At 32.1% G+C, this 14985-nt stretch carries 13 protein-coding genes; 2 read left to right on the top strand and 11 right to left on the bottom strand.

The window, feature by feature from the left end; translation table 11 throughout:
* Window positions 1-2 precede the first annotated feature (2 nt).
* Genes SOI82_RS09600 through pseB form a run of 8 tightly spaced genes read right to left on the bottom strand, consistent with a single transcriptional unit; the run spans window position 3 to window position 8082 of the window.
* A complete protein-coding gene (locus SOI82_RS09600) occupies window positions 3-2051 on the bottom strand; it encodes an aminotransferase class III-fold pyridoxal phosphate-dependent enzyme (protein ID WP_320667187.1) in 2049 nt (682 codons plus the stop codon).
* Between the two features lie 18 nt (window positions 2052-2069).
* The gene (locus SOI82_RS09605; protein WP_320667188.1) at window positions 2070-2990 is read right to left on the bottom strand and encodes an aldo/keto reductase; all 921 of its coding nucleotides are present in this window, start codon (window positions 2988-2990) and stop codon (window positions 2070-2072) included.
* Between the two features lie 2 nt (window positions 2991-2992).
* On the bottom strand, window positions 2993-3664 hold the full coding sequence (locus SOI82_RS09610) for a formyltransferase family protein (RefSeq protein WP_320667189.1): 672 nt from the start codon (window positions 3662-3664) through the stop codon (window positions 2993-2995).
* Window positions 3661-4344 carry a PIG-L family deacetylase gene (locus tag SOI82_RS09615; protein ID WP_320667190.1) on the bottom strand — a complete coding sequence of 228 codons (684 nt, stop codon included), beginning with the start codon at window positions 4342-4344 and terminating at the stop codon, window positions 3661-3663. Before SOI82_RS09615 ends, SOI82_RS09610 begins: the two co-directional genes overlap by 4 nt.
* Window positions 4345-4354: 10 nt before the next feature.
* Complete coding sequence (locus SOI82_RS09620) at window positions 4355-5080, bottom strand: glycosyltransferase family 2 protein (RefSeq protein ID WP_320667191.1); 726 nt, start codon at window positions 5078-5080, stop codon at window positions 4355-4357.
* Entirely contained in the window at window positions 5077-6135 is a 1059-nt protein-coding gene (locus SOI82_RS09625; protein WP_320667192.1) for an N-acetylneuraminate synthase family protein, read from the bottom strand. Before SOI82_RS09625 ends, SOI82_RS09620 begins: the two co-directional genes overlap by 4 nt.
* Window positions 6136-6162: 27 nt before the next feature.
* Window positions 6163-7029: an SDR family oxidoreductase gene (locus SOI82_RS09630; RefSeq protein ID WP_320667193.1), complete on the bottom strand. Its 867-nt coding sequence runs from the start codon at window positions 7027-7029 to the stop codon at window positions 6163-6165.
* 42 nt (window positions 7030-7071) lie between these two features.
* Entirely contained in the window at window positions 7072-8082 is a 1011-nt protein-coding gene (gene pseB, locus SOI82_RS09635; RefSeq protein ID WP_320667194.1) for a UDP-N-acetylglucosamine 4,6-dehydratase (inverting), read from the bottom strand.
* 660 nt (window positions 8083-8742) lie between these two features.
* On the opposite strand from pseB, the gene SOI82_RS09640 reads away from it, so the two are divergent.
* On the top strand, window positions 8743-10197 hold the full coding sequence (locus SOI82_RS09640; RefSeq protein WP_320667195.1) for a hypothetical protein: 1455 nt from the start codon (window positions 8743-8745) through the stop codon (window positions 10195-10197).
* A gap of 280 nt (window positions 10198-10477) precedes the next feature.
* On the opposite strand, the gene SOI82_RS09645 is transcribed toward SOI82_RS09640, so the two are convergent.
* A complete protein-coding gene (locus tag SOI82_RS09645; protein ID WP_320667196.1) occupies window positions 10478-12238 on the bottom strand; it encodes an ABC transporter ATP-binding protein in 1761 nt (586 codons plus the stop codon).
* A 362-nt stretch (window positions 12239-12600) separates the two neighbouring features.
* Between SOI82_RS09645 and SOI82_RS09650 the strand changes: the two genes are divergently transcribed.
* Window positions 12601-13095: a GNAT family protein gene (locus SOI82_RS09650; RefSeq protein ID WP_320667197.1), complete on the top strand. Its 495-nt coding sequence runs from the start codon at window positions 12601-12603 to the stop codon at window positions 13093-13095.
* A gap of 35 nt (window positions 13096-13130) precedes the next feature.
* On the opposite strand, the gene SOI82_RS09655 is transcribed toward SOI82_RS09650, so the two are convergent.
* Both SOI82_RS09655 and SOI82_RS09660 read right to left on the bottom strand, forming a co-directional pair.
* Window positions 13131-13907: a glycosyltransferase gene (locus SOI82_RS09655; protein WP_320667198.1), complete on the bottom strand. Its 777-nt coding sequence runs from the start codon at window positions 13905-13907 to the stop codon at window positions 13131-13133.
* Between the two features lie 18 nt (window positions 13908-13925).
* The gene (locus SOI82_RS09660; protein WP_320667199.1) at window positions 13926-14948 is read right to left on the bottom strand and encodes a GDP-L-fucose synthase; all 1023 of its coding nucleotides are present in this window, start codon (window positions 14946-14948) and stop codon (window positions 13926-13928) included.
* Between the last annotated feature and the right edge of the window lie 37 nt (window positions 14949-14985).

Below are 14985 nucleotides of genomic sequence, written 5' to 3' on the forward strand. Positions count from 1 at the left end.
AGTTAATTCAACCTTTTAAAGCTAGAATGACAACATTCATATGTTAATAATTCATCAATATCTTCTCTACCAGTTTCACATTCTTTTATCAACTTGAAAATCTTCTCCAGATGTACCATATAATCATTAATAATCTCTATGCTATGTGCAGTGCTCATGTAGCATGTATTTGAAGCAAGGTAGCCTTTCCTCAGCATTTGTTGTGTGATTAATGTTTTATACTTAAGTGAGTCAGTACCTGAAAATGTAAATGTACTAAGAGAGGCTAGGCCTTTTAGTGAAATTTCTAACTCATATTTGTTGGCCATTTTATTTATTTTATTCCTAAAATAATTTCCTTTGCTTGTGATCTCTTCCCAGCTTTTATTTCTTTCCATGACTTCCAAAGTCTTTAATGCTGCTGTTGGTCCTATGCGCTCTGTCCAAAATGTACTGCTCATAAATGTACTTTGAGCTGACTGCATTATTTCTTTTCTACCTAAAACGCAAGTTATTGAATATCCATTGCCAAGTGCTTTGCCGAATATTGCTATATCTGGATCTACACCATACTTTAAATGTAGACCTCCAAATGTTTCTCGGAAACCAGATGTACATTCATCAAATATAAGAATTATCCCTTTTGAATCACATAATTTCCTTATACCTTCTAAATAACCCTTTTTTGGTATTGATGATCTTTCTACTTCCATTTTTATTGCTGCTAGATTATATTTATTAGCAATCTTTTCGATTTCCTCCAGATCATTGTAGGTAAATGGTATCACAGTATCTTCCAATGATTTTGGAACACCATTTGCTTCTAGTCCTGGAAGTAAATGATCCTTTAACTCTAAATTTCCTTTTAGATTAGTAGCTAAATACCAATCATGCCATCCATGATATCCACATATAGCTATTTTATCTTTGCCTTTACTTGCTCTGGCTATTCTTACAGCAATTGCATTAGCCTCCCCTCCTGTCCTTGCAAAACGAACCATATCTGACCATGGATGCATGCTGACTAACTTTTCAGCGAGTTCTACTTCCTCTGGACAATTAAATGTGCTCATATTTCCTCTTTCGATTGTTAACTTAACCGCCTCATCAACTTCCAAGCAGCCATATCCTAAAATATTTGTGCCAATACCCATAATACTCATATCTGTATATTCACTCCCATCTAAATCCCACACTTTGCAACCCCTAGCTTTTGAGAAATATGAGGGCCAACCTTCAGGAAGAAACATTTCTGGCCTTTTTGATAACAGCATATTTCCTCCTGGGATCAATTTCTTTGCACGTTTATATAGCTTTTGACCTGTCCCTATATTGAAGCCTTCATTTCTTTTGATTTTGCTATTTATTTCAAAAATAGAGGGCTTTAATTTTTCCAATTCAATTACATCCTCCCATGAAAAATCAGATCTTCCTTCAAAGTGTTCTACAATCATTCTTACAACTTCTAGATCTTCTGCCTCATCAACGGTCCATCTCATATTCGAGTAATTTTTTCTCGATTTATAAGTATTAACCATATAATTATTACTTTCTCTTATCCATACAGTTACATGCTCTCTATTCAAAGGCTCATTACATTTCAAATAAGAAGCTAGTAAACATTTTTTCCTAAAGACTTCTACATCTAGGCCGTCAGGAAATGTTGGTGGATAAGAATTACTTAAATAGTCAACTCCGCTATTAATATATTCGACTATTGTCCTATCAATTAAGTTAGGGTCTAATAGAGGACAATCAGCTGTTAGCCTAACTAGGTTCTCTGAATGTGTAGTTAATGCTGCTTTATGATAACGTGATAAAACATCCTTTGTACTTCCTCTCACTATTGTTATATTTAATTTTTGCCCCAACAATTCAATTGCATTATCCTCATCTAGTTCTGTAGTGGCAATAATTATGTGATCAAGCAATTCGCATCTTTTTACCCTTTCAATCATAAATTCGAGCATAGGCCTACCAGATATATCAGCGAGAACTTTCCCTGGAAGCCTAGTTGAGCCCATTCTTGCTTGTATTATCGCAGTAAATTGTTGTTTCTTCATTTTGTTCATTAGTTTAGTTTACTATGATTAACTTCTCTTCGGCCATGCTCTGGGATCTAAAAATGTCGAATCCTCCCATGACCATTGAGAGTAACTCATAGTATTATCCAGTTTGCTTTGAACTTTTTTCCATATTAATAAAATATTTTCAAAATCTTCTTTACTTGAGATCCCCACAAGAATTGTCTTAATATGCTTTATTGATTTCACAAAATCTAGTGAAGCCTCTAGTAATGAAATATTCTTTCCTTTTAGATAATTAGCAAATCTTCCGTGATGATCTCTAAAATCATTAGAGATAAATGAAGGCCAATCACTCATTGCTTGTAATAATAAACCTTGAAGAAAAATACTTCTTGCTTGAATTTCAATACCTTTTTTCTTCATTTTTGAGATAGTTCCATTCTTCAACAATCTTTGATCATATATTGAAATCGGTAATTGAACTATGTCGATATGACTAAGAGGTACAGATTCTAAATCTTTTTCACTATAAATTGAAACCCCTATTTTTTTCACTAAACCTTTTCTTTTAATACTCAATAGCCAATTAATTAAATCTTTACAACCTGATTTTTTAAAAATTGAACAATCATGTATTAATAATCCTTCTATATTATCTCTTTTTAAATCTAACAAACTTTTTTTTAAGCTACTGTCCAACTCTAGAGTGAAATTATTATTTTTAATGTTAAACCCATCAGTATTTATTTTTGTAATGATCTTTATTGGACTGCATTTAGGTACTAGCTCTCCTATGATTCCCTCAGCTGATCCATATGATTGAGCAGTATCTATGTACTTTATATCGTTTTTAATAATTAATTGAACTATCTCAATTATTTCCTTTCTTCTGATAATTCCTTTTTTATTTGAAATCCCATAATTCATGCCAAACTGAGCTGTTCCTAAACATAAATTCGTAGAAGGTTCTTTTTCTTTTATCATGTTTATGAGTTATTCTTTTGCAAGTCATTAACTAACTCAACATCCTTAATAAGGAGGAACTTATTATCAATAGTTCTTATGTAAGCATTTGGATATGGATAGGTTAACATCCTTATTTTATTATATAAGTATTTAGAGTCTTTTTTCTCTAATTCTTCAATAGTTAGCTCACCTTGTTCTATGGTTCTTCTTGTATAGTGAGTCGCATCACTATCTCTTTGCTTTCTTGGCTCTGGAAAGCTTTTTAGAATATTTAATGTCATTAATAGTCCTATCTTTTCCATCCTTAAAAATATATCTTGGATATTACCTTCAAGAGAAAGATATTTCTGATCAACAATATCACCTGAATCTAATTTTTTATTCATTAAAAATATTGTAACCATGCTATGTTGCTCACCATTTATGATTTGGTTTTGTATTGGAGTTCCTCCACGGTACTTTGGCAGTGGAGATGGATGAAGCATTAAGCACTTATACTTCTCGATTATTTTTTCTGAAACTATCCAACTCCATCCATAGAATAGAATTATGTCAGGGTCAAAATTGAGAATTGCTTCTTCTGAATATTGTGATTTAGAACGTATAATTAAAAAAGTATGATCTAAACTACCTGCTAACGCGTCATAAATATTTAAAGACCATTTACGATAACCTATGCATGCAATTCTCAAAATGAGATCTCCCTGATAAGTCTAAAAGCCTCTGCATACTCTACACCTACTTGCATGCCTCTGATCATGGCATTAGCTTTAATACCTTCTCTTGACCTTGGGAATGGATAATCCTTTACTTCAGTATTATATATATTTAGGCTGTTGAATTTATTTTCAACATCTGTTTCATTTAATTGGATAAAATAATTTGGCTTGAAGCACTTTTCGAACCCCCATTCACTAGATGATAGGACTTCAAAGGTATATAAACGTAATACTTTACAGCTTGGAGTTGGCCTTGTTGCCATTATCACTGATGAATAAATGATCTTATGATCATTATTAGAGTCAGTTGATGAGTGAGTAAAGATGGTATCTGGTTGAAAGATCTTTATCCAATGTTCAATTCTTTTATTAATCTCTATTATTGGAACAGTATCTAACCTTCCACAAGGAAAATTTATAAATTCGTACTTCATAATACCCATATACTTCATTGCAGACTTAGCAGCATTATTCCTTTTAATTATTGCTTCATTTGCGTCTTTACTTTGATAGTTCTCATATCTACATGATGACCCTTCTGCCATGAAAATTACCATGAACTCGCAATCACTATTTTTGAGTTTAGAAATCAATCCTCCACAACCTAAAACTTCGTCATCTGGATGAGCTGCAATTATTAGTATCCTTTTCATAGATTTCTCTTTATTTAGCATAGGGGTGGTATTTATTCATGTTGTACTCTCCCAAATTGTATCTATTGAATAACTCTTGTCCATAAGACTTTATTCGGACTTTTTCTAAATGCGATAGATTTTTCTTATGCTTCCTATAATAAAAAAGGTCTTTTGGAATGAGAAAACCTTTATATCCTGAGTTTATTAGGCGTATGATTAATTCATAGTTCTCTAGGCCACAATTCTTTACTTTTGTATTATAACCAATCATCTCTTGAATTATTTTAGATTTAAATAATGTACCTGTAGCTAAGAAGTCTCCTCTTTTTTTGATTTCTTCAGGACAATATTCGGGTAATCTCATGGATCCAGTTATATTAGACTTGCTATCAATGACTTTGTAGTTAGAGTATATAAAATCAGCATCAACATTAATATTATCTTTGATGACTTTAAGATAATTCTTGTCCAGAAGATCGTCAGCATCGACTCTTACGAGGTATGTGCCATTAGCCTCATTAAAGCCATAATTAGAGGCTTTCTCAATACCTGAATTCTCAATATTATGTACAGTAACACCTTTGCAATATTCACTTCTTAGAATCTCACGAGTTCTGTCAGTGCTGCCATCATTAATGACTATTATTTCTGATTCCAAACCTGAAAATTCTTGACATAGACAAGACTCAATACATTCAAGAATGTATTTTTCATAGTTATAAGTAACTATAATAATTGATATATCTATGTTCATAAAATATCTTCTTTCTTTATATAATCACCTTTAAGTATATTTCTTTTTACAGGCCTATTATAAATTTTTTCTATATTTATAGGAGATAAAGCATCGCTTGGACATGGTCTAAGTACCTCAACATTTTTTGAAGTAAGAAGATCTCCTTTGGCTATGTCATTTTTGAGACGAATTGATCTTCTTTGAACTATTACAGATTCTTTTTCATTATCTTCTATTCTCTTCGCTTCAGAACCTAATGACAACTCTAACTCTCTACTTCTTCTTACCATTTCATACCATGACTTTGGATTCATAGAGAATAGATGATCAGGCCCTTCTCTATGATTATCATCGGTAAAATGCTTTTCTATTAATTTCGCTCCTAGTGTAATGGCGCCAAGAACAGTAGAATGTCCTGGCGTATGATCGCTTAATCCCAGAAGTACACCTGGGAACTTATCTTTATATAAATTAAGTACATTGAGATTTATATATTTGAAGTTTTCAAGTGATGCAGTGTAATTTGTATTACATTGCATCAGACAAAAGTCCTTATTTATTTTAAGAGCATTCTCTACAGCTATTTCTACCTCCTCTATGTTTGAGGCGCCAGTTGCAAGTATGTATGGCTTACCTTTGCTAGCTACTTTCTTTATTATTTCTATCCATGTTATGTCACCAGACCCTATTTTAAACGCTGGAACAAACTTATCTATGTAGTCAACAACTTCTAATGAATAAGGTGTTGTAAAGAATGCAATACCTGCTTTTTGGCATGTTTCTACGAGGGTCTCTGTCCAGTCAAGATTAACACTTGCTTCTTGATAAACTTCAAATACAGATTTCTTCCAGCTCGCTTGATGCGATAGTTTGTTTGACATTGACTCAAAACCTTGTTTGCTGACAATTGTGCTTGCCTGAAAATGTTGGAATTTAGCAGCATTAGCACCTGCTTCAGCTGCTAAATAAATTAAATCCTTAGCTCTCTCGATATCTCCATCATGATTAGCTGCTACATCAGCAATAAAGTATGTTTGTGAATTACTATTTATTTCTATGCCGTTAATGTTCATTTTCTACAGAATCGATTATTTTACTTATTATAATCTGTTTTCATAATCTTTAGCAACAGAGTCAATCGTTTCTTCAATTGTAGGTGCTATAAAATTTAACCTTTGCTCTATTTTTTTTGGATTTAATCTCATATCCTTAGGTCTTTTTGCTGGTAGCTTTAAATTATCAATTGAGGCATAGGTTGCATTAGGGTTTCTTATCCCCAATCGATTTGTTAAACTCTTTATGAAATCTGCTTTACTAATGCCACCGTTACTACTTAAATTGTACAGTCCACAATATTTGCTATTTATTAATTCACTTATTACTTTAGATAAAAATGAAATGTGGATTGGGTTAAATAATACATCATTAAAAAGCAACATTGATTTCTGTTGAATATAAGAACTTATTGCCCAATCACTAAAGGACTGTCTTTGAGGTGAATCACTTTTACCTACAAAATTTGTTCGTATTATTATTGATCTAGATTTATCTGCAATTATTTCAGACATGTATTTTGATATACCATATATATTGATAGGGTTTGCATCTTCTTCTTGGTGTGGACCATTACCACAATAAACTTGATCTGTTGACATATGAATTAATCTCGTCTCTCTATTAATTATGCAAGCATTAATATTTTCAACAATTTTATAATTCGTTTTAAAAGCTTCTCTATAATCTCTCTCACAATTATCAACATTTGTATTTGCAATTAGATTTACAATACAATCAGGATTGATTTGGCCTATAAGCTCTTTTAATTGATTTTTAATGTTAGGGTCGCAACAATAATCTGAAGTTCTTTTCCTGCCTTGTCTATGTACATTAAAACAATTTCTGTCTAAATAAAAACTTAAATTATGACCTAAAAGACCATAGGCTCCAAGTATTAATACCTTTTTCATGGAGATAAGAATTTCTTTTTTTAATTCTAATCTTAGATCTAGTTATATTGGTGTAAAACTTGGATCTAGATTTTGTTTTATTAACTGTCGTATTTGTTCTACGCTTAATATATCCTTATTTGTGCCTGAGTTATAGCTAAAACCTATTGGAACATTGGAAAATTTTATTCCATTCTCTTTATATTTATTGATGACTTTACTTCCAGATGGCAGTATGCAGAAGTTTCTTCCTAAATCAATACAAGAATAGCTATCTGCCTCAGTAATCATTTCTTCATTTATTTTTTCACCAGGTCTAATACCAATTTCCTTTTGTAGACAATTTGGCCCAACAGCATTAGCAACATCTGTTATCTTGTAAGTACTTAGCTTAGGAATGAGAATTTCTCCACCTATATTATTTTTAATACCTTGTAAAACCAAATCAACTCCATCATCAAGGGTAATATTAAATCTCGTCATTTCTTTATGAGTTATTTCTAATACTCCTGAATGCCTTTGCTTGAGAAAGTGAGGGATCACTGAGCCCCTTGAACCCAATACATTTCCATATCGTACGACAGAAAATCTAATATCTTGTTTACCTTTTATGTTGTTTGCAGCAACAAATAATTTATCTGAACAAAGCTTTGTTGCCCCATATAGGGTAGATGGAGCAGCCGCTTTGTCAGTACTTAAAGCTACAACTCTTTTAACATTAGTCTCCAGTGCTGCTCTAATAATATTTTCCGCACCAATAATATTAGTTTTTATAAATTCCATAGGGTTATATTCAGCAGCTGGAACCTGTTTTAGAGCAGCAGCATGAACAACAACATTGATATCTAGGAACGCACATTTCAGCCTATCGATGTCTCTAACATCTCCAAGAAAAAATCGCATTTGTGGAAATTTATTTTCTGGAAAATTATTCTGCATTTCCCATTGCTTTAACTCGTCGCGGCTAAAGACAACAACTCTTTTAATTTTTGGATATATGGTTAGGATTCTTTTTATGAATGCCTTACCAAAACTACCTGTTCCACCTGTGATTAGAATTGATTCGATATCCATACGCTATTTTGAACGGTTTCCCATAAAATTTAGCACGTCTCTTATTTATTTTGTATCTCCTTGCTCATTAGCACCAAAACTAGACCAATTGACTATAAAATAAATTGTGAGATTGACGTAGCTTTTATCTCAGTAATCTCTAAGGCATTAAAAACCATACTCAGGTTCTAGTTTCCCCTCCACCACATAGAAAACATAAAATCTTCCTTGAGGAGATTATATATAGGCTTGTTCTGCATTATACTTCAAATTTCTTTTACTCTCCTATATATAGTTGCCTCATCAAGCTTATAATCTCTGAATCAGTTTCACCATCATAGTTACGCAAGCCTTTCTCTAGCTAAACAAGTTAGAACCAGCAATAAAAGAACTTAACTTTTCATTCGATTCAGAGATGATTTTTAATTGAGTATTGAAAAATTAAAGTCAGCTAATTCAACCTAATTCTGAACTAGGAGGATTGCTTTTTGCTTAAATCACGTAAAGTGTATATGTAGTTGCTGACGATTCTATTGCAAGCAGCACTTATCAGTGCAGAATAGTAATGAATTTTTTTAATACCATTAAGTCTTACAAAAAAATACTTTTATCTTGAACCTTGTAAGAATAAAATGAAAAAAACAATCAATTTTAAGCTAGGCTGATAACTAAAATTACTCAATGACATCACCTCTTCTCCTATATATATACCCCTGGCCTTATCTTCTTGAGACACTTATTGATATGAATAGTGACTTTATTAGTATTGATCATGATGATAATATCCAACAATATAAGCAAGGCGACTTGATAAAGCAATTTAAACTTAATCAGTACTCAATGCCAAAATCAAATATAGAGCTCACAAGACAAGTAATGAATGGACTTGACTCTTATTCTCCAATCTTTTCAAGATGGTTGCATAATGGGCATTTTCACGAAAATAATAAGGAGTTATATTCATTCAAGGTCATAAGATTGATAAAGCTGATAGAAGATTTCAATATTCACAAAGGTTTCTTCCCTACTGGAGTGAGTCATCATTTAGATACTTATACATTTGAATTGGCCTTGTCTCTTACAAATAAAAAAATGATATTTTTATACGCAGAAGCCATTGGCGGCAGATTGCTACCCTGCGTTCAAAATGGTGATATATCTACTAAAAAACGTTTGAATATTTGTGTTTCAAACTTCTCTTTTGACAGATTAATTGATAATCTAACTGCTAGAAATATGATTCAACCCCGAAGAACAATCTCACAGTATATTTACAACTACTTCAAAACAAATCTCTTATTTTCCATATTCTATTTAACATTTAGGAAAATTAAAAGAATTTTAGCAAGGTATTATTCGAAGTTTTTTTTAAATAAACACCATTCGAGGCAATCTGACTACTTTTCAGAAAGTTCACTTTCAGACCTTCAACTCGTTTTAAACCAAAAAAAATTTCTAGATAATTATAATCATAGGTCTATTAATCTTAATGAATTAGACGCATCCAAAAAATCTTTAATTGTTTACTCACATTACCAACCTGAAGCAACTTCTTTCCCTGAGAGTGGCCGGATTTATAGTCATTTACATATTATATCCCATCTAAGAAGTATAGGATTTCAGGATGTAATTTACTACAAAGAGCATCCAGGATCTAAGTATTTTATCGAAGGAGGACCTGCTGACAGATTTGTGACAGCACCTACAAGAGTAGGGATGAATAGATCTTTGGAATACAATGAACAGTTAATTAATCTTAATTGTAAAATTCTACCAATTAATTCAAACTTGAAAGATTATCATAATTTCCTTCCCCTAACTTTGACTGGTTCAATTGCTTTAGAGAGAGCTTTAAGAGGATTGCATACTCTATATACTGGATATCCCTGGTGGCATGGATTACCTGGCACAATAAATTTATTTGACTTAGCGCATCCTTTTGTTTCTATTTCAGATGATTGGATAACACCTAGTCAAAAGCTAGCCAGTGAAGCTAGATCCTTCCTCCTTAAAACTCTAAATAATAAGACAATAGAAAATGGACTTGGAGTAGGCATTCAGATGAAACTAAATACATCTATACAATTTAGAACAGAGTTAGTTAATTTACTCAAATCACTTGAAGAATCAGATTAGTTTTCTGTATCATTTTAGCTTCTTATGCTATAAATTCTTATGTCGATAATATTCCCTCAATTTTGAAGTATAGCTCTACTAATGTTCGACCTAATCGATCCATCTCTTAAATGAAATCTTTATAATATTAGGATTTTGTTATTCTATTTTGATACAAGCTTTTCCAATGTTGCTAATTTCTAGTAATAATATTTGAAATTAAATTCTTGATTGTGATAATGATAATCAATAACTATCCTTATTAGATAGAGGGTTTGATGTGCTAATTTCTCAAAATAATCTATGGTTCCAGACTTATCAAACCATTACGTACTCTGTATACTTTATCGCAAAAATCAAGTGTGGATAGTCTGTGCGCAACCATTACAATAGTCATATTGCTATTAAGCTTCCTGATTGATTCCATAACCAATGATTCTGTCTTGTTGTCCAGAGCACTAGTTGCTTCGTCCAGGATAAGTAATTTTGCTTTGGTATAAAGTGCACGCGCTATTCCAATTCTTTGCCTTTGACCTCCACTTATCTTTATGCCTTGTTCTCCAACTTTACTTTGGTATGAAGAGGGAAGTGATTCAATAAATTTATCAATACAGGCATTTTTCGCACATCTTTTTATTAATTTTAAATCCATTTTCTCCTCAGGGATACCAAAGGCAATGTTTTGTGCAAATGTAGAGTCAGACAAATAGATCATTTGAGGTACATGTGCAACTGAAGGTAGTAAGGTCTGTTCATCTAAACCATTGGAATTATCATTTAACTTGATCCCATCAACTAATATCTCTCCTCTTGAAGGATCAACTAACCCAAGTAACAGATCTATAAAAGTACTTTTACCACAGCCACTTTCTCCAACAATTCCTATTCTCTCACCCTTTTTGACAATTAAATTAATAGAATTGAATAAATCCTCATTAGAGTTTTTATATCTAAAGGAAACATTTCTAAACTCTATGTTTTGAGTGAAATTTATTTTCTTGGTATGAGAATAAGCCAAATATCTTTGTTTTATTGGCAAATTGACTATCCTCATTAGGCTTTCCACCGAATTCCTGTCATGCCTTAAAGCAGTTAGAGCAGCATAGCTTTGTTGAAGAGAGGGTAATAATCTTTGGCAGCCAAGCGCCATTGCACCCAATAGTGGAAAGATGGATGTTGTTTCACTGTTGACTTCAGAATCTATTATTACAGAGAAAAGAGAAATACTAATTAAAAGTATTATTCCCATAGCTTCAATTAAAAATCTAGGTGAACTTGCCAGAAATTGACTTTCACCATCTATATACCTTCTTTTCCTGTCTGTAGTTTTAAATAAACTTATAAAGTAATTTTGGTTATTCCCTATTATGATATCTCTAATAGAGCCAATACTTTCTTGTAAGATCTTAAGTTGCCTTTCTATAAGCAAGACAGCTTGCTTACTATTTGAAAGGAGTCTTTGCTTACTTGAATAAATTAAAGTTAAATATGAGATGCCAAGAAAGAACATAGCGTATATAGTGAATTTAGTATCTACATAAAGTAGGCCTGTTATCAGCCCTAGAGATGTAAAGAATGATGAGATTATACGAAGAGCATTGATAATAAAATTTACGGATATACTGGTATAATTTGCAATTACAGCAATTAAGTTACTACTATTCGTATTGACATGATATGTATAGGTCTGGGATATTATGCTTGTATATGCTTTGGAACTTAAATCACTGCCAATAGATTCTGCTAAGTATATATAAGATCTCAAATTTATAGTTTTCATACAACATGCAACTATTGCACATATCATGAATGCAATTGATAAAATTAGCTGTAGATCTTTTATTTCTTCTATCCCTAGCTGCTTGACAAGCTGAATAATAATTTCATTTTGACTTGTAAGCTCAGGGCTTGATATCACTAATAAAAATGGCATGACTAATGCCAAAGTGAAAAATTCTGTAAAGGAAGTTGAGATCATCAAAACGAGAATCCCAGCTAATTGATACTTTCTTTTTCTTTTAAGGGCTCGTATAACCTCTACGATTAATTTGAAGCTTTTCAAATCTAATACTTCATGTCTATTTATTATAATACAGTATTAAGAATGCTTTATAGTTAAATTTTTAACTTTATCTAAAAATGTCTTCAGATGATTTATTTCCACCCTAACTGCGCTGATTACATAATATCAAGACTTATTTGCGCTTTATGGTGAATTATCTCTTATCATTTAGTCCAATGAGAGAGAATTGACAATTATTTTTATACAGTCATCTTAATCCATTATGTAATTAAATTATTGGCGAATGGGAATTGTTTTAGGGACATAAGACTTGAATTGTATATATATTTTTAAGATTATAACTTGTCTTTGAGAAGTGAATGCCTTATTTTTAATTGTCGTTCCAATACCTGCTCTTTTTAATGATTAAATTTAGACCCCTTCAAGTTAAGGATGTTTCACAGTCATATGTTCTATGGTTTTCCAACAAAGATGTTGTTAAATATTCTGATAATCAATATCGTATTTTTACTTTAGAGGGTCAGAAGCTATATGTCGAGCAATGTATTAAGGACAAAGATATTGACTTGTACGGAATATTTTATGATGATATTCACATAGGGAATATCTCTCTTAGTAACTTGACATCGCACCACAAACGCGCAGAACTCACCTATTGCATAGGTATTACAAGCTATTGGGGAAAAGGAATTGGTCGAAAGGCTATATCAGAAATGATTACTGTTGCAAGAAACAAATATCAATTGAAAAAGCTATATGCTGGTGTTTCCAGTCTTAATTATGGTAGTAAGATTGCGTTAGAGCATAATAATTTTTTATTAGAAGGTGTTAGGAAGGATCATCTATTCTATAATAGCACTTGGTCCGATCAATTAGATTATGGATTGATTCTCTGAGCTTGACTAAATCACTAATATAGTTGTTTAAAGGTTTAATTCTTATAGCGTACTAACAGTCTTTTTAAAATGCCATATGTATGGAACATTAATGTCTTAACAGAAGAAACTATTGCAAGTATTAGACTTTGTGAAAATGTGTAGCCTCCCTCTTTAAATGCCTTGAACTGATAGCCAATTAATATCAATTTATTTGAGGTAAGAGAATCCTTTCTCCTTAATATTAAGACAGGATGAGTTGAGTTGCAATATAAACATTCTGTTGTTTGAAGAATCTTCATCCAAGTCGCATAATCATTTCTTTTTTTTAATTTAGAATATCCGCCTGAATTAATTATTAGTTTACGTGAGATAATAACAGTCGAGTTTGATATAGGATTTTCAAATAATAAATCCCTTTTTTTTATGCTGTTAACCTTAAGCATCCTTTTATTTATGACTTCTAACCCCTGATTTACATATATATAAGGTGATGCACTAAATAAGGCATTTGTCTCTTTTATATGTCTTGTCCTATCCTTTAAATAGTTATTTGGCCATATATCATCACTATCGATAAATGCTATATATGCTGCTTTTGCAATCCTTATCCCGTAGTCTCGGGAAGAGCCTGCTCCAATATTTTTAGACTCGTTTTCGATGATCTTATATTTTTTATTGACGGGCACCTTGTCTAGTAAATTTCTTATTTTTATTTTTAATTCCAATGAAGCTCCATCACTTACTATTAAGAACTCTTCGAAAAATCCTAATTGACTAATAACAGAAGCTATGCTTTTAGATATGTATGGGTTATCGTATTTAATAGGCATTATTATAGATATCATAATCTATAATATTTTACTACTTATATTTCTAAGATTGTCGATTGAATAGTTTTCTTCAAAATCTACCAGACTCTTCTTGAGTCCCTCTTCTAGATTTATTGAAGCATTCCATCCTAAATTTCTCAATCTGCTTACATCAAGTAATTTTCTAAAAGTACCGTCAGGTTTGGTTGTATCCCATTCAATATTTCCATTAAAACCTGTAATATTAGCTAGCAAAACTGTTAGATCTTTTATACTAATATCTATGCCAGTTCCAACGTTGAGATGATTTAGAGGCTTGCCATCCTTATCTAGAGGGGCATTTATTGCATCTGGATTCCATTGCTCTAAAGCAAAAACACATGCCTCTCCTAGATCTTCCACATGTAGAAATTCTCTTAGTGGGCTTCCTGTCCCCCAGCAAACCACACTCTTTTGATTTCCCTTAGCTCCCATATAGAATTTTCTAATTAGTGAAGGAAGGACGTGGCTATTTTTTGGATGATAATTATCTCCAGGTCCATATAAATTTGTTGGCATGAGACTTATTGCATCGAATTTATATTGTTTTCTAAGAGCAGAGCATAACCTTAAGCCAGCAATTTTTGCAATGGCATAACTTTCATTGGTTTTTTCCAGTTCACCTTTTAGCAGTTCCTCTTCTGTGATTGGTTGATTAGCTTCTCTTGGATAGATGCAACTACTGCCTAAAAACAATAATCTTCTTACACCAAATTTCCAGGCGCTTTCTATAACACTTGTTTGAATTTTAAGATTCTCCAAAAGGTACTCAGTGGGATATGTTCTATTTGCTTCAATTCCACCAACCTTTGCAGCTGCAAGTATTACTACTGAAGGCTTCTCTTTTAAAAAAAACAACTCAACAGCATTTTGGTCAGATAAATCAAGATCTTTCCTATTAACTTTCAATTGATGATTATAGTTATACTTACTTAAAGCTCGACATATTGCAGCCCCAACCATGCCGTTATGACCGGCTACAAAGATCTTGTCAGATGAGGTTATTAATTTAGGGGAAGTCAATAATTCAACCTCTCTTGCTGTAATTTAACACTATTTA

This window comes from Prochlorococcus sp. MIT 1307, assembly GCF_034092395.1.
Classification (GTDB): Bacteria; Cyanobacteriota; Cyanobacteriia; order PCC-6307; family Cyanobiaceae; genus AG-363-K07.